The sequence below is a fragment of the Chryseobacterium sp. CBTAP 102 genome (genome assembly GCF_003201365.1).
Lineage (GTDB): Bacteria > Bacteroidota > Bacteroidia > Flavobacteriales > Weeksellaceae > Chryseobacterium > Chryseobacterium candidae.
The window spans coordinates 45,885-62,194 of record NZ_QICX01000005.1 but is presented as its reverse complement, the minus strand read 5'-3'; the positions used below and the strand labels follow the sequence as shown (position 1 = coordinate 62,194).

Sequence of the window (16,310 nt, the reverse complement as noted above, 5' to 3'; positions counted from 1 at the left end):
AATCCTATGCCGACAACAAAAAAACTCTATCTGAAAATCCTGTTTTCGATTCTTTTGCTGTCGGCATTTTTTTCTTGTGATTCCAAAAAGACAGAACAGTCAGTTCCTCATAAAAATCCACACGAGATTACATTCATCAGCGTATCCGATATTGAAGGGAATCTTGGAAATTACAGGATTATCAAAGCCACAAAAGATTCTGTTTTTGCAGAAAAAGGAGTGACAGCCCGTAAAACCCATAAATCATGGGCATCTGCCATCCATCCGCAAATTTGGAAAAAGCTGGTATCATCCGTCCATATTACAGATCTTGACCATATCAAAAGCTCTCCCAGCCAGCAGTCTGTAGGCGGAACAGATGAAACCTTCCAGATCCGGACTCCCAAAAAATCTCATATCTATGTGAATGCTTATGCAGACACTTTACATTACGAGCAGTTACAGCAACTTAAAAAACAACTAGACAAGATTCTTCCCAAAGAATACCAATAAAACATGCAAGAAAATTTTTCATTAAAGCCTTATAACACATTCGGTGTTGAAGCCAGGTCCCGATTTTTCACTGAAGTCAATACCATTGATGAGTTAAAAGAAGCACTCACTTTCGCGGAAACGCAGTCTCTTCAGCTTCTTTTTTTAGGAGGAGGAAGTAACATTCTTCTTACCAAAGATTTTGACGGCCTTGCCATCAGACTTAATTTAAGAGGAATTTCTGAAGAGAGCATCCATGAAAATGAAGTGCGGGTAACCGCAAAAGCAGGTGAAAACTGGCATGAATTTGTAATGTACTGCCTGCAAAAAAATTATGGCGGTCTTGAAAATCTTTCCTTAATTCCCGGAAATGTAGGCACTTCTCCGATGCAGAATATCGGGGCTTACGGAACCGAAATTAAAGACATTTTTGTAAGCTGTGAGGTTTTGGATTTAGAAAGTTTTGAACTGAGAACGTTTAATCTTGAACAATGCAGATTCGGGTACAGGGACTCTATTTTCAAACAGGAAGGAAGAGGAAGATATGTTATTCTGGAAGTTACTTTTAAACTGACTCAAAAAAATCACTCCATCAAGACAGAATATGGAGCTATCCAATCTGAACTGGAAAATCTTGGCATTGAAAACCCTACCATTCAGGATGTTTCCAGAGCAGTGATCAATATCCGACAAAGCAAATTACCAAATCCTAAAGAAATCGGAAATGCCGGAAGTTTTTTCAAGAACCCTACTATTCCTTTGGCTCAGTTTGAAGCATTAAAACAACAGTTTGAAAATATTCAGGGCTACCCGAATGGAGAGATGGTAAAAGTTCCTGCCGGATGGCTGATTGAGCAATGTGGATGGAAAGGAAAGCAGATCGGGAATGTAGCTTCACACAAACTACAGTCTCTGGTCATCATCAATGCTACAGGAAATGCTACAGGGAAAGAAATTTTTGATTTTTCTACAGAGATCATCAATTCTGTGAAAGATAAGTTCGGAATAGAGCTTGAACGGGAAGTAAATATTATTTAATCTAAAAATAGATAAAGGCTGATTCGTATGAATGCAGTCTTTTTTTATAGCATTTTTTGGATTAACTTAAAGACGCAAGGATTTTATATTTTTTTATAATATAATTTCTCACAGATTTTGCAGATGACACAGATGTTTGGAAAAATGACTTTTATCCAAATTTTGTTGAAAACCTCCGATTTTCTTACCCTTAAAAGTGATCTATTATTCAAAATCAATGCGCCTTTTCACGTACCCAACAAAAATTAATTCAGAATCAATTCACATCTAGTCTCCGGAAAATCATTATTTTAGCTTAAAAATTACAATTCGCGATGAAAATAGCTATTCTTGGAGCCGGAAATATGGGCCTTTCTTTCTCAAAATCATTTTTAAAATACGAACTGATCAAACCGGAACATCTTCACCTTATTATCAGAAGTCAGGAAAAATTCTCCAAAATAGCTGAAGAATTTCCCAAATCTAAAATTTCCACTTTTGAAGAAGTAAAAGACATCGATGCTGATCTGATTATCATCTCTGTAAAGCCTCAGGATTTTCAAAATGTGGCTCAAAATATTCAATTTACGTTCAAAGAAAACCAGATGGTTTTATCCATCATGGCAGGAATCAATATTGAAAAAATCCAAAGATTACTGAATCATCCGCTTGTTGTAAGAGCAATGCCCAACTCTCCTACCCTTCTGGGAATGGGAATCACTGGCTATACTGCAGCCAATGGCATTTCTTTCAGCCAGTTAATCAATATTGAAAGGTTATTGAACAGCACCGGAAGATCTGTTTATCTGGAAAACGAAGAACTGCTGGATGGTGTTACCGCTCTTTCAGGAAGCGGACCTGCTTATTTCTATTATATTATCGATGCAATGATTAAAGCAGGGATTGAAATGGGAATTGAAGAAAATCTTTCCAAACTTTTTGTAAAACAGACGATGCTGGGAGCTTATCATCTGATCAATAATTCAGAAAAGAATCTTGAAGAGCTGATTAAAGATGTTGCATCCAAAGGCGGAACTACCGAAGCTGCCTTAAAAACATTTGAAGAAAACAGTTTTAAAGAAATTCTGAAACAGGGAATTCTGAACGCCGAAAAACGCGCCAGGGAACTTAATAATTAAATCTTTTTTCAATCATTCTGCAAAACTCCCACCCAAGATACACTCCAAAAGTATTCAGGATGATATCGTCTACCTCAAATATTCCCATTCTTGTAAAATACTGAAGTGCTTCCACAATAACAATACATGAGATAAAGCCAAACATCAGAGGTTTCAGCTGTTTCAGTTCGGGAATAATCCAGCCCAAAAATCCAAAAGGAATAAACATTATGATATTCCCTAAAACAATACTCACAATATCTATAGTCTTATTAGGCCCCTGAATAAATTTTATGGTAGAGAAAAAAGGTTCTACCGTAATGAGATTTTCCTCATATTGAAATCTGCCCATTCCTAAAAACATCAAATAGAGCAAAAACAGAGTATACGGAACAATAATGATTTTATAAATTTTCTTTAACATGGAACTGCTAATATATTCATTTCAAAAACATTAAATTTGTGTATTAAAATAATTTAATGAAATACGTTCTGCTTACACTTATTTCAGCAATGCTGCTGTCGGTTTCATGGCCAACTTATGGGGTTCCGTTTTTTATATTTTTCGCTCTTGTTCCTCTTCTCATGATGGAGCATGGAATTTCAAAATTCTCAGATTATAAAAGGAAAAGCTGGATGGTCTTCGGATTATCTTATCTATGTTTTGTGATCTGGAACGTAGTTACTACAGGATGGCTTTATGGCTCAAAAAACCCTGACGGAAGCCATTCTCTGATGGCTGTTGTATTCCCGGTACTGGTCAATTCTCTTTTATATTCACTGGTATTCCAATGTTATCACTGGTACAAAAATGCACAGGGAACCTATTGGGGATTAGGATTCTTGATCGCCATCTGGATGAGTTTCGAAAAATTTCATTTGGGATGGGAATTGACGTGGCCTTGGCTAAACCTTGGGAATGTATTTTCAGATTACCCAAAACTGATCCAATGGTATGATACTTTAGGAGCAACCGGAGGAAGTTTCTGGATTCTTGTTATTAATGTTCTTATTTTTTACACCGTAAGAACATGGGAGGCAGGAAGAAAACGAAAAGATCTCATCAAAAATTCAGCTATTGTTGTGGCTTTAATTGTTCTGCCAATGATTATTTCAGTCATCAAATACAACAATTTTGATGAAAAACCCATAGGACAGGTCAATGTTTTGATGCTGCAGCCTGATCTTGACCCTTATGCTGAAAAATATTCGAAAGACAGTCTGACCATAGAACAGGATTTATTAGCACTTGCTGAAAAAAACTCAACAGGTAAGATTGATTATTATATAGCACCGGAAACAGCTCTTCCGGGAAGAGGATCTATTTCCGAAACTGCTTTTGAAAAGAGTTTACTTCTCAACAATATTAAAGGATTTTTATCCAGTCACCCAGGATCTGTTTTTGCCACAGGAATTTCTTCACACCGTTTTTTTTATAATCCTGCAGACTTGCCTAAAGAAGCATATCAGATCAACAGCGGAGTTTGGGTAAGCAGTTATAATACTGCCATTCAATTGGTTCCTAATCAAAAAGTTCAGGCTTATCACAAAGGAAAATTAGTCCCTGGTGTTGAAATATTTCCTTATATGAATGTTTTAAAACCATTGCTGGGAGATGCCATGCTTAACTTGGGAGGAACTGTAGCTTCTTTGGGAACAGATAAAGAAAGAGTTGCTTTCTCAAACCCTTACAACAGAGGAAAGCTAGCCCCTATCATTTGTTATGAAAGTATTTATGGTGAATTTGTAACAGACTATGTAAAAAAAGGAGCTAATTTCTTAGGTATCATGACCAATGACTCCTGGTGGGGCGTTACAGAAGGGCACAAACAGCTTTTATCTTATGCTAAACTGAGAGCTATTGAAACCAGAAGAGAAATTGCCCGTGCGGCCAACAGTGGAATTTCTGCACATATCAATGCTAAAGGTGAGATAACCGCTGACACTTTCTATGGTGACCAAACCGCTTTATTTGCGAAAGTAAATCTGTATGACACTATGACGTTTTACACCAGAGCAGGTGACCTTCTTTCAAGGTTTTCCATATTTGCACTGGGATTTTTATTGTTCTACTATCTGATTGAATGGTTCAAAAAGAAAACAAAGAAAGCTTAGTTTTTAAGCACAAATTACAGGAATCTTTATACAAATAACACAATCAGCGAGAAAATAGCACACTTGCAAACTCTGCAGATCACGCAGATTTTTGTTCCATAAAAAAGAGAAAAGCCAGCTGGACGTCTGGCTTTTCTCATTGATAGAAGATTGAATTGATTCAATTATTTAATCGTAAGTTTTCTGGTGGTTATTTCGTTTTTTATCTTCAGTTGTAATAAATACACCCCTTTAGGCAGATGAGAAACATCAATAGACTGATCTCCATTGACACTGATATTAAGTTTTCTTCCATCCATTGAATACATTTCGGCTTCTGAAACTTTTTCTCCTTTTATATACACTTTATCTGAAGTAGGATTTGGATAGATAACAAGTTGTTTTTCAGATTTGATTTCAGCTGTTCCCAGTACACCTTGTGTAGAAGCGTCAGAATATACTTTTGAAGCGTCAATAGATTTCACACTCCAGTACACATTCTGAATGGACGGATCAAGCTCAAGGAACCAAGATGGTGTTGTTACTACATATTTAGCAATATCTTGAGCGCCCTGTGCGGTTCCTACGGTAATTTCATAACGCAATGCATTCACCGGAGTTTTATCATCAGAAGCACCACTCCATGTAAAATTGAAACGGTTTCCGTTTTTAGTCAGATTCAGCTGCGTTGGTGCTGCAGGTTTTGCGTTTGACTCTGTAGAATTATTTCTAAATATTTTAGTCAGTGAAGGAAAATCTGAAGCAGACCAGTCGAACCCACCCAATAAGATGTCCGGATGATGATCATTATTACAATCAAAAAGCTGCACCAATCCAGGACCTCCGAGTTTAGTAATCCCCGTTATAGTTCCTTCATTAAATATATGATTGGAAACATCATAGATATAGGTTTTCACAACAGCTGTGTAATTCTCATTTCCTGAAATGATAAAATCGTAATAGCCGTCATTATTTAAATCTCCTACACTTAGTGCAACATCTGAAATATCACCTACGGGAATTATCTGTGGAGTTAATGCTCCGTTACCATCATTTATTAAAACAGCAGAATAGACATCATCATTGCCATCTCTTCCAATCACCACGATATCCTGAAAACCATCAGCATTAAAGTCTGCAAAATCTATCTTCCCCACCGCTACAGGCGCAAGATCCTGTGTAGGAACAAGAACTCCAGACTGGTTCATATATACTTTGGATACCGCATCTCCATTGATATCTGACCCAATAATCACAAGATCAAGAAGATTATCATTATTAAGGTCTACTACTTTAAAACTTCCACTCTGAGTTCCGTCTACCCAATTTTCTGTAAGATCAAAACCTGCACCCGTGTTTTTGTAATAATCCAGTCTATTTCCAAAACCTCCTCCATGAGCGTATTGAGTTCCATTAATGGCATAATCAGTTTTTCCATCGTGGTTAAAATCAAAAACTTCAAGGGATCCGTAAATTTTACCTGGTAATTCTGCTTCTTTTACAAATCCTGTCCCGGTATTTTTGAACCGGTATTGTTTATAATTAACAACATCCATATAGCTGAGTCCTGTAGAAATAATATCCATTAACCCATCATTATTATAATCAATGAATTTAATATCTCCAAGATGGGTTACATCTGCTCCCAATCCTACAAACGGCAATAAGGTTGTCCCATTATTCTGATATACTTCATTATAAGTACTGTCTACATTTCCGTCCCCATCAGAATCTATTGCTCCGTTGAGCACGATATCCGGTGTACCGTTATTGTCTATATCCGCAATATCAGCTGCAGAATAATAAAAGTTATTCATGCTTGTCTGCATCTCGGTAAAGTTCTGAGCCATGATGCCGACTGGTAACATAGAGCATAAAATATAAATCTTTTTCATATTTATTTTTATTTAGATTAATTAAAAACAAAGATAGAATATTAAATTCTCTGTGTAAAAAAAAGCCCGTATGAAATATATCAGCACTGATTATCTGCTGTATCCCAAGGATTCTACTATTTTAAAAATTCAATATTATTAATCAGCCACTTATTTGCAAATATTTTCCAAAAGATTTGCCTATCTAAAAAATTCTTTGTTATTTTGCACTCTCAAATATTATACAAATAAGAACATCGAGATATGTCAAGAATTTGCCAAATAACAGGAAAGCGTGCAATGGTTGGTAACAACGTTTCTCACGCTAATAACAAAACGAAGCGTCGTTTTGAAATTAACTTATTAGAGAAGAAGTTTTACCTTCCGGAGCAAGATAAGCACGTTACACTGAAAGTATCAGCTCATGGATTGAGAGTGATTAACAAGATTGGAATCGAGGAAGCTATTGAAAGAGCTACTAGAAACGGATTGATTAAAAAGAATTAATAAATCATGGCAAAAAAAGGAAATAGAGTTCAAGTAATCCTTGAATGTACAGAGCACAAAGAAAGTGGTATGCCAGGAATGTCTAGATACATTTCTACAAAAAATAAAAAGAACACTACAGAAAGATTGGAATTGAAAAAATACAATCCTGTTCTTAAGAGATCTACCCTTCACAAAGAAATTAAGTAATTTATAAATAATAACTTACCATGGCAAAGAAAGTAGTAGCAACCCTACAAAGCGGTCAGTCTAAAAAGATGACTAAAGTGGTGAAAATGATTAAGTCTTCTAAATCAGGAGCTTACGTTTTCGAAGAAAAAGTAATGAATGCTGATGAAGTAGATGGTTATTTAAAAAAATAATCAGTACTTTGTTTACAATATAAAAAACTACTCATATTTTTGAGTAGTTTTTTTTGTTATACTCATTTCATAAAAACACATTATGAGACAATTCTTTATTTTATTTTCCACGATACTGTTTACGGGTTCTCCCTACCATTCTCAAACTACTCAAAAGAAAATCAGTTCTCAGGAGAATGTAAAAATTATTATTTTAGGAAATATACAGGATGCCGGCTCCCCTCAGATCGGATGTCATAAAGAATGTTGTATGGACCTCTGGAAACACCCTCAGGAAAACAGAAAAGTAACTTCTCTGGGAGTCATTGATGAAATACTGCAGAAAAACTACATCTTCGATGCCAGCCCGGATTTTACCAGACAGGTAGAATTACTGATGGAGCATTCATCAGAACCGAGAAAGAAGGTACCTGATGGTATCTTTATCACCCATGCTCATATCGGACATTATACAGGTCTTATGTTTTTAGGAAAAGAGGGGATGAACTCCAGGGATATTCCTGTGTACACCATGCCGCGGCTTAAAAAGTTTTTCGAAAACAATGGGCCATGGTCTCAGCTGATCCGTTTGCAGAATATTATTCCTTATGAAATGCAGAATGAAACACCGATAAAGATGAACTCTCATTTAGAAGTTACTCCTATACAGGTTCCCCATCGTGATGAATATTCGGAAACCGTTGGTTTCATCATTAAAGGCCCTCATAAAAAAGCATTATTTATTCCGGATATAGACAAATGGAATAAATGGAAATACAATATTGCAGAGCTGATAAAAACAGTAGATTATGCATTTCTGGACGGTACATTCTATGACTCGGAAGAAATAGGATACAGAAATATTGAAGATATTCCACATCCATTGGTAGTGGAAAGTATGGAACTGTTTAAAAACCTGTCACCGGAATATAAAAAAAGAATTTTCTTTATCCACTTTAATCATACCAATAAAATTTTAAATCCGGAGAGCAGACAAAGTAAAGATGTACTGGAAAAAGGATTTAATATTGCACGTATGGCAGATGAGTTTGAATTATAGCGACAATCAGTTTCATTGAGGAGACAGCAATAAAACTCTTGATAATTAACTTCAGGAAATAAAAATAATAAAGACTTTGTTTACATATAAAAAAACAACTCCTGTTTTGGGTAGTTTTTTTGTTATCTTTGCTCACCAGATTATTAATCAGTAAAGTATGAAAAAGATACTTGTTCTGGCCTGTACAGCAACTTTTCTATTTTCATTCAGTCAGAAAACAATGAATTCTGTAGAATATAAAAGTTCGCCAAAAGTTTTCACTATTAAAGGATTATCACAATCAGTAAGTATTGACTGTGGAAATTCTAAAATGATTTTATTATCAGGACAGGTTCCTCTGAACTCTGAAGGTAATCTTGTGGGAAATACTATTGAAGAGCAGACGCAGCAGGTTTTCAAAAATATTGAAAACATCCTGGAAGAATATGAAGGTACAGGAAAAGATATTATCAAACTGGTAATTTATACCACAGACATCAAAAAAACACCTGATTTCAGAAAAGTAAGGGATTTGCATGTCAACCTTCAAAACCCTCCCGTAAGCAGCCTTGTAGAAGTGAGCAGGCTTTTCAGAGATGATGTGTTGATAGAAGTGGAAGCCACAGCAGTGATTAAAAATAAATAAGAATAAACTAAAACTATGAGTTGGTTTAAAAATATTTTCAAAAAAGAAGAAAAAGAAACCTTAGATAAAGGATTGGAAAAATCCAGCCAGGGATTCTTTGAAAAAATGACGAAAGCCGTAGTCGGTAAAAGCAAAGTAGATGATGAAGTTCTGGATGATCTGGAAGAAGTCCTGATTGCTTCCGATGTAGGTGCCTCTACCACGATCAAAATTATTGAAAGAATTGAGGAACGTGTTGCCAGAGATAAATATGTAGGCGTTAACGAACTTGACAAAATTCTCCGTGAAGAAATTTCGGGGTTATTGCTTGAAAACCCACATGCCGGTACGGGAAATATAGATACCTCCAAAAAGCCATATGTCATTATGGTAGTAGGAGTAAATGGTGTGGGAAAAACAACAACTATCGGAAAACTGGCTCACCAGTTCAAATCGGAAGGTAAAAAAGTAGTTCTTGGAGCTGCGGATACCTTTAGAGCTGCTGCCGTTGACCAGCTTGTTATCTGGAGCGAAAGAGTGGGAGTTCCTATTATAAAACAGGAAATGGGATCAGATCCTGCCTCTGTGGCATTTGATACCGTACAAAGTGCGGTTGCTCAAAATGCAGACGTTGTCATCATCGATACTGCAGGAAGACTTCACAACAAGATCAACCTGATGAACGAGCTTTCCAAGATCAAAAGAGTGATGCAGAAAGTAATTCCTGATGCACCCCATGAGATTCTATTGGTACTTGACGGCTCTACAGGGCAGAATGCTTTTGAACAGGCAAAACAATTTACAGCGGCAACGGAAGTAAATGCTTTAGCAGTAACAAAGCTGGACGGAACAGCCAAAGGAGGTGTTGTTATCGGAATCTCCGATCAGTTTCAGATTCCGGTGAAATATATTGGTGTAGGCGAAAAAATGCAGGATTTACAACTTTTTAATGGTACGGAATTTGTAGACTCATTCTTCAAGAAAAGATGATTTATATCATGTTTTCCCTTATATTAGCAAACAATCATTTTAAATATTAACAATAAAAAAATTTGCAACTATGGGAATTATTACATGGATTCTATTTGGCCTTATCGCAGGTGCTATCGCTAAAATGATTATGCCGGGAACTCAGGGAGGAGGATGGCTTATCACTATTATTCTGGGAATTCTGGGAGCATTTGTAGGAGGAGCTATAGGAGTTTACGTTTTACACTGGGGAGATGTCACTTCATTCTGGAATCCGAGAAGCTGGATTCTCTCAATAGGAGGCGCGTTAATTATCCTCTGGATTTACGGAATGGCTACAAAGAAAAGCTGATAATAACGTTGATAAAAATAAAATCCCGGATCTGAAATTTCAGATCCGGGATTTTTGTATACAATATAAAATTTAGTTAGTTGTTGATTCTAATCTGATAAGGCATTTCCATTTTCACCTCAGACTGTAGTTTTTTGTCTGTGATTTGCTGTAAAATTTCATAGTTGGACTTCCCTATCTTATTTTTAATAATTCTGGCAGAAACATCCTCTTCGTTCAGGTCTTTGAAGATTTGTTCAAACGGACTCATTTTCTTAGGGAACGCTTCTACGTGGTATGATTTTAATCCTGCTTTCTGTGCTGCAAACTTCACAGCATCTGTTAAAGTACCCAATTCGTCTACCAATCCTATTTCTTTTGCACGAACTCCGCTCCATACTCTACCGCCTCCTACATTATCAATCTGCTCAAAAGTTTTCTTTCTGTTCTGAGTTACAAAATGTACAAATCTTTTATAGGTACCCTCTACACTTTTTGTCATCATATTAACTCCATAAGGGGTTACACCGTTTAATCCGGAATAATACATCGAGTTGGCATTAGTAGAAACAATATCTGCACGGATTCCGTTTTTAGCAGCAATATCTTTATAGTAAGGCATCACTCCAAATACTCCGATAGAACCGGTAAGTGTATTAGGCTCTGAATAAATTTTATCCGCTGCCATGGCTACATAATATCCACCTGATGCTGCATAGTCTCCAAAAGAAACGATCAGTGGTTTTTTCTTTTTCAGCCGCTGTAATTCAAATAAGATTTCATCTGAAGCATTAGCACTTCCTCCCGGAGAGTTGATTCTGAAAACAACAGCTTTCACTTTATCATCCTCCTGAAGCTTTTTGATGTACTTCACATATTTCTCAGAATGAATATCACTGTATTCATCTCCATTATTAATAGATCCCGAAGCATACAATACTGCGATCTTTTCACCGGATTTATCCTCGTCCTCATAAGAATTGATATAACTTGTCAAAGAAATCTTGTTCAGCTTTTCTTTATCTTTCACATTGAGCTTCGCCTTAAGAAGATCTTCGTATTCTGATTTCTGGATCAGTTTATCCGCAAGTTTATATTGTAAGCTTTGCTCGGGAATCATTCCATATAAGCTGTCTGTAATCATTCTGAACTGAGCAGTATCAATTTTTCTTGAAGCAGCCATTTTACTGGAAGTGTTTTTCCACAGATCATTCAAGAGCGTACTTAACTGTTCTTTATTTTCAGGAGAAATATCATTTCTTATAAAAGGTTCTACCGCAGATTTGAATTTACCGTGACGGATGACTTCAATTCCGACCCCGTATTTATCTGCAAAATCCTTAAAGAAAGTAACCTCTGTAGAAAGACCTTTTAATTCTACCATTCCCGCCGGATGCAGGTAATATTTATCCGCAACAGATCCCAAATAATAAGCAGACTGTGATACTCCGTTTCCATAAGCATATACAAATTTTCCACTTTTCTTGAAATCTTCAATAGCATTTCTAAGATCATCAATCTGAGTAAGTCCTGCAGATAAATCATCAGCCTCTATACTGATTCCTTTAATATTATCATCAGTTTTTGCTTTGTTGATCGCCTCTAATGCATCATATATAAGAATACTTTTATTTTGGGCGCCTATACCGAATAATCCCATCTCTTCTTCCGTAGGACTATCGATTATATTGGTCTTTAAATTAATCGTAAGAACGGAGTTCTTTTTTACCGCCACCGACTTATCATTCCCCATCGCGCTAAACACAAGCATCATGATGAAAAAGATGAAAAATAGAGCGCAAAGTATGATAATTGCTACTATATTTGCCAAAACATTTTTAAAGAAACTTCTCATAAATCAATCAATTTTCTAATATGTCGCAGCATAAGGTCGTTTTGTTACTGGGAAGTAACTTAGGAGAGCAAAAAAAAAATATAGAGCTTGCATTAAAAAAGATCAATGAAGCTGGAAACAACATTTCACAAACCAGCGAATATTTAATGTCTGCCCCTGTAGAGTTTGTCAGTTCCAATATTTTTTGTAATATTGCAGCAATAATATTTACACATCTTTCACCAATTCAACTGCTTGATTGTATTAAGAATATAGAAGTTGAGATGGGAAGAATTAATGATTCAAAAGTATCCGGAGGTTATACAGACAGGATTATAGACATTGATATCATTAAGTATAATGAGTTAAATTTTAAATCAGAAAGATTAGAAATCCCTCATAAAAAACATCTTTTTGAAAGGGATTTTTCCAGAATATTATTAAAAGATTTTATTTAAAACATAAAACATATTGTATGAAATTAGGTTTATTATTATTGGCTACGTCATTGCCGATTGCAGCTTTCGCACAGAACAGCGGCACTACAGTAAACTCTTCCACAGAGTATCCTAATACATTCTCCTCAGGTTCCGCTAATGTAAAACCTTTTGACAATAAATCCAGACTTTTCAGAGACTGGTCTATTTCTGTCGGAGGAGGTCCTGCATTTATGGTACATTCCGATTTAAAATCTATCCGCAAGGATAAGACCAATTGGGGTTACAATGCTTACGTAAGCGTGGACAAACAAATCACACATGCATTCGGGCTAAGCCTTATGTATATGAGAGGAGAAACGAAACAGACAGCCCAGCTTCCCGGTGCTGCAGGTGTAAAATCAGGAGTAGCTACTGCTACAACACAGTTTGACAACATCTCTTTATTAGGAGATATCAACTTCTCGAACTTATTCAGAAGAGTAGACAACCACTCTCCATACAGATGGGCTTTCCATGGATATATGGGTATTGGACTTCAGGGATTCAGAACTTCACTGCATGATAATGACGAATTCAGATGGAGTACTACTCCAAGAAGGACTCCTTTGTTCATCAAGCAGGACATTGATATCAACTCTATCTTCTATCAGGGAGGTGTGGGAATAAAATACAATGTTTCAAAACTTATTGACGTTGAGGCAAGAACCATGTACATCATCAGTGGTGATGATGAATTCGATGGCGGCGGATGGGCAGATCCTAATGATTATGATCCTTCCACTCCAGGTTCAAAATATAACATGCTAAATTCGAGAAGATCTGATAACGCCTGGACAGTAAGTTTAGGATTATCTTTCAAACTAGGAAAGCATGAATCTCACCTGGCATGGCATGACCCGCTTCAGGAAGCTTATTACAGAACAAATGTTCTTGAAAACGCAAGTACCGATCTTGTTGTTTGCGAAAAAGGTGATGCAGACAATGATGGAGTATGCGATGACTGGGACAGACAGCTTGATACTCCTGCAGGAGCAAGAGTAGATGGTGCTGGTGTTGCTTTGGATATGGATCTTGATGGTGTTATTGACCTTTACGATAAATGCGTAACTGTTCCCGGACCTGTTGAAAATAACGGTTGTCCAGTAAAATAATTTAACAAACTTAAAATTCTTTTTCAAAAAAAGAAATCAAATAATAATACACGATGAAATTAAGTTTAGCAATTGTAGCATTAGCTTTGGCAATTCCTTCAGCCACGTATGCTCAAGACTCAACTGCAGATTCAAACGGAAAATACCCTAATACATTTTCTTCAGGATCTGCCAATGTTGCACCATTTACCAACAAATCCAAGAGATTTAATGATTGGTCTATTTCTGTAGGAGCAGGTGTTCCACTTCTTCAGTCAGCAGATTTGACCTCAATCAAAAATGGTAATGGTAAAAACCTTTTTGGTTATTCAGCATATGTAAGTATTGATAAAGCGATTACCCATGCTTTTGGGATCAATTTACAATATGACAGAGGCGAAACTAGACAAGGATGGTTCAATACTAAAAATGCAGCACCAGATGCTACAGCAGTAGGAGCAAGAACTCAGTATGACGCCATCTCTATCTTAGGAGATATTAACTTTTCAAACTTATTAAGAAGAGTTGATAACCACTCTACTTACAGATGGGCGCTTCATGGATATGCAGGTATCGGTACCATTGCATACAGAGCATACCAGAAAGACGGAAGTAACAGACAGACATTAATGACTGAAATCAAACCTTTCGAATTAGGTTCTATGTTCTTCCAGGCTGGTACAGGTCTTAAATTTAAAGTCAACAGAAGAATTGATATTGAAGGCAGATTAATGTATGTGGTAACCGGTGATGATGAATTTGACGGTGGCGGTGATGCTTACAGTGCTATCAACAAGCGTTCTGAGCAGGTTTCAGACAACTTCTTCAATGCTACTTTAGGTCTTTCTTTCAAATTAGGGAAGCATGAGTCTCATGTAATGTGGCATGACCCGCTTCAGGAGATCTATTATAAACTTGATGTACTGGCTAATAAAAATCAGGATATTGAAGTATGTAAAAAAGGTGATGCTGATAACGACGGGGTATGTGACGACTGGGACAGACAGCTTGATACTCCTGCAGGAGCAAGAGTGGACGGTGCCGGTGTTGCTCTTGATACAGACTTAGACGGTGTCATTGATCTTTACGATAAGTGTGTAACCGTTCCTGGACCTGTAGAAAATAACGGATGCCCTGTAGCAAAAAAAGACAATAACGAAACTGCTAAAGAGGTAGAAAAAACCCTGAAAGATATTTATTTCAATTTCAATAAAGCTACAATCAGACCTGAATCTAACGAAAAACTGGATCTGGCTGCTTCAATTATTAAAGAAAACGGAGGTAATTATCTGTTAACAGGACATACAGATATCAAAGGAAATGCAGCATACAACCTTAGACTGTCTAAAGAAAGAGCCGCCGCTGTAGTAGGTGCTCTGGAAAGCAGAGGCATCAATGAAAATGTGTTGAAGTCAAGAGGAGTAGGTTCTGCTGAAGCTACTATTCCTGCATCAGCTTCAGATGCTGAAAGAATGGCAGATAGAAAAGTTACGGTAAGATTTATAGAAAGTTCAGAATGGGATTCTATTAAAAAGAAAGACTATGAAGATGCTCCTGTAAAAAAAGCAGTAAAAAAAGTTCCTGCTAAGAAAAAGAAGAAATAATTTTCAAATACTTCATAAACCGAAAAGAATTGCTCTTTTCGGTTTATTTTTTTTCTACTACGAATTTTTTTACATACCTTTATCATTATTTTCAGGACAACTGTATAAAACACATTAGAAATCAGCAAGTTTGTCCTTTGAAAATAAAACCAACACAAAATCACTTTTTAACGTAAAAAAAATCATTTAAATAACTTAACTTAAAAAAATAACACTATGAAATTAAGTTTAGCAATTGTTGCATTAGCTTTGGCAATTCCTTCTGCCACGTATGCACAAGACTCAACGGCAGTTTCAAAAGGAGAATATCCTAATACATTTTCTTCGGGATCTGCTAATGTTTCCCCATTCACCAGTCAATCTAAAAGATTTAATGATTGGTCTATTTCTGCTGGGGTAGGTGTTCCACTTCTTCAGTCAGCAGATTTAACCTCGATCAAAAATGGTAACGGTAAAAACCTTTTTGGATACTCAGCGTATGTAAGTATTGATAAAGCAATTACCCATGCTTTTGGGATCAATTTACAATATGACAGAGGTGAAACCAGACAAGGATGGTTCAATACTAAAAATGCAGCACCAGATGCTACAGCAGTAGGAGCAAGAACTCAGTATGACGCCATCTCTATCTTAGGAGATATTAACTTTTCAAACTTATTAAGAAGAGTTGATAACCACTCTCCTTACAGATGGGCGCTTCATGGATATGCAGGTATTGGTACCATTGCATACAGAGCATACCAGAAAGACGGAAGTAACAGACAGACATTAATGACTGAAATCAAACCTTTCGAATTAGGTTCTATGTTCATGCAGGCTGGTACAGGTCTTAAATTTAAAGTCAACAGAAGAATTGATATTGAAGGCAGATTAATGTATGTGGTAACCGGTGATGATGAATTTGACGGTGGCGGAG

At 36.5% G+C, this 16,310-nt stretch carries 17 protein-coding genes and 1 pseudogene; 15 read left to right on the top strand and 3 right to left on the bottom strand.

Annotated features, from left to right (window positions below; all coding sequences use genetic code 11):
- Positions 1–6: 6 nt before the first annotated feature.
- The 3 genes from C8D70_RS08595 to proC all read left to right on the top strand — a co-directional run bounded on the left by C8D70_RS08595 (position 7) and on the right by proC (position 2,627).
- Complete coding sequence (locus C8D70_RS08595) at positions 7–492, top strand: hypothetical protein (RefSeq protein ID WP_076595878.1); 486 nt, start codon at positions 7–9, stop codon at positions 490–492.
- Between the two features lie 3 nt (positions 493–495).
- Positions 496–1,509 carry a UDP-N-acetylmuramate dehydrogenase gene (gene murB / locus C8D70_RS08590; RefSeq protein WP_110367042.1) on the top strand — a complete coding sequence of 338 codons (1,014 nt, stop codon included), beginning with the start codon at positions 496–498 and terminating at the stop codon, positions 1,507–1,509.
- Positions 1,510–1,823: 314 nt separating this feature from the next.
- Positions 1,824–2,627 carry a pyrroline-5-carboxylate reductase gene (gene proC / locus C8D70_RS08585; RefSeq protein ID WP_076595876.1) on the top strand — a complete coding sequence of 268 codons (804 nt, stop codon included), beginning with the start codon at positions 1,824–1,826 and terminating at the stop codon, positions 2,625–2,627.
- Here proC and C8D70_RS08580 read toward each other — a convergent pair.
- Positions 2,617–3,030: a VanZ family protein gene (locus C8D70_RS08580; RefSeq protein ID WP_076595875.1), complete on the bottom strand. Its 414-nt coding sequence runs from the start codon at positions 3,028–3,030 to the stop codon at positions 2,617–2,619. The genes proC and C8D70_RS08580 overlap by 11 nt on opposite strands.
- Positions 3,031–3,086: 56 nt before the next feature.
- On the opposite strand from C8D70_RS08580, the gene lnt reads away from it, so the two are divergent.
- On the top strand, positions 3,087–4,721 hold the full coding sequence (lnt, locus tag C8D70_RS08575; protein ID WP_110367041.1) for an apolipoprotein N-acyltransferase: 1,635 nt from the start codon (positions 3,087–3,089) through the stop codon (positions 4,719–4,721).
- A 164-nt stretch (positions 4,722–4,885) separates the two neighbouring features.
- On the opposite strand, the gene C8D70_RS08570 is transcribed toward lnt, so the two are convergent.
- Positions 4,886–6,595: a T9SS type A sorting domain-containing protein gene (locus tag C8D70_RS08570; RefSeq protein WP_228408008.1), complete on the bottom strand. Its 1,710-nt coding sequence runs from the start codon at positions 6,593–6,595 to the stop codon at positions 4,886–4,888.
- Between the two features lie 243 nt (positions 6,596–6,838).
- Here C8D70_RS08570 and rpmB point away from each other — a divergent pair, with 243 nt between their 5' ends.
- The 7 genes from rpmB (at position 6,839) to C8D70_RS08535 (ending at position 10,407) form a co-directional block, all read left to right on the top strand.
- Positions 6,839–7,081, top strand: coding sequence for a 50S ribosomal protein L28 (gene rpmB / locus C8D70_RS08565; RefSeq protein ID WP_002976757.1), 243 nt, complete (start codon positions 6,839–6,841; stop codon positions 7,079–7,081).
- Between the two features lie 6 nt (positions 7,082–7,087).
- Positions 7,088–7,270 carry a 50S ribosomal protein L33 gene (gene rpmG / locus C8D70_RS08560; protein WP_027373683.1) on the top strand — a complete coding sequence of 61 codons (183 nt, stop codon included), beginning with the start codon at positions 7,088–7,090 and terminating at the stop codon, positions 7,268–7,270.
- A gap of 20 nt (positions 7,271–7,290) precedes the next feature.
- A complete protein-coding gene (locus C8D70_RS08555) occupies positions 7,291–7,443 on the top strand; it encodes a DUF4295 domain-containing protein (protein WP_073175385.1) in 153 nt (50 codons plus the stop codon).
- Positions 7,444–7,525: 82 nt separating this feature from the next.
- Positions 7,526–8,482: an MBL fold metallo-hydrolase gene (locus C8D70_RS08550; protein WP_110367040.1), complete on the top strand. Its 957-nt coding sequence runs from the start codon at positions 7,526–7,528 to the stop codon at positions 8,480–8,482.
- 157 nt (positions 8,483–8,639) lie between these two features.
- Complete coding sequence (locus tag C8D70_RS08545; RefSeq protein WP_076595871.1) at positions 8,640–9,107, top strand: RidA family protein; 468 nt, start codon at positions 8,640–8,642, stop codon at positions 9,105–9,107.
- 15 nt (positions 9,108–9,122) lie between these two features.
- Positions 9,123–10,076, top strand: a complete 954-nt coding sequence (ftsY, locus tag C8D70_RS08540) for a signal recognition particle-docking protein FtsY (protein WP_076595870.1) — start codon at positions 9,123–9,125, stop codon at positions 10,074–10,076.
- Positions 10,077–10,146: 70 nt separating this feature from the next.
- Positions 10,147–10,407 carry a GlsB/YeaQ/YmgE family stress response membrane protein gene (locus C8D70_RS08535; protein WP_034694983.1) on the top strand — a complete coding sequence of 87 codons (261 nt, stop codon included), beginning with the start codon at positions 10,147–10,149 and terminating at the stop codon, positions 10,405–10,407.
- Between the two features lie 76 nt (positions 10,408–10,483).
- On the opposite strand, the gene sppA is transcribed toward C8D70_RS08535, so the two are convergent.
- The gene (gene sppA / locus C8D70_RS08530; RefSeq protein WP_110367039.1) at positions 10,484–12,241 is read right to left on the bottom strand and encodes a signal peptide peptidase SppA; all 1,758 of its coding nucleotides are present in this window, start codon (positions 12,239–12,241) and stop codon (positions 10,484–10,486) included.
- A gap of 20 nt (positions 12,242–12,261) precedes the next feature.
- Here sppA and folK point away from each other — a divergent pair, with 20 nt between their 5' ends.
- From folK to C8D70_RS08510, 4 genes and pseudogenes are all read left to right on the top strand, one after another.
- A complete protein-coding gene (gene folK, locus C8D70_RS08525) occupies positions 12,262–12,678 on the top strand; it encodes a 2-amino-4-hydroxy-6-hydroxymethyldihydropteridine diphosphokinase (protein ID WP_076595868.1) in 417 nt (138 codons plus the stop codon).
- Positions 12,679–12,695: 17 nt separating this feature from the next.
- Positions 12,696–13,811, top strand: coding sequence for a flagellar motor protein MotB (locus C8D70_RS08520; protein WP_076595867.1), 1,116 nt, complete (start codon positions 12,696–12,698; stop codon positions 13,809–13,811).
- Positions 13,812–13,864: 53 nt separating this feature from the next.
- Complete coding sequence (locus C8D70_RS08515; protein WP_076595866.1) at positions 13,865–15,394, top strand: OmpA family protein; 1,530 nt, start codon at positions 13,865–13,867, stop codon at positions 15,392–15,394.
- A gap of 216 nt (positions 15,395–15,610) precedes the next feature.
- Positions 15,611–16,310, top strand: a pseudogene (locus C8D70_RS08510) (OmpA family protein); the annotation flags it as partial.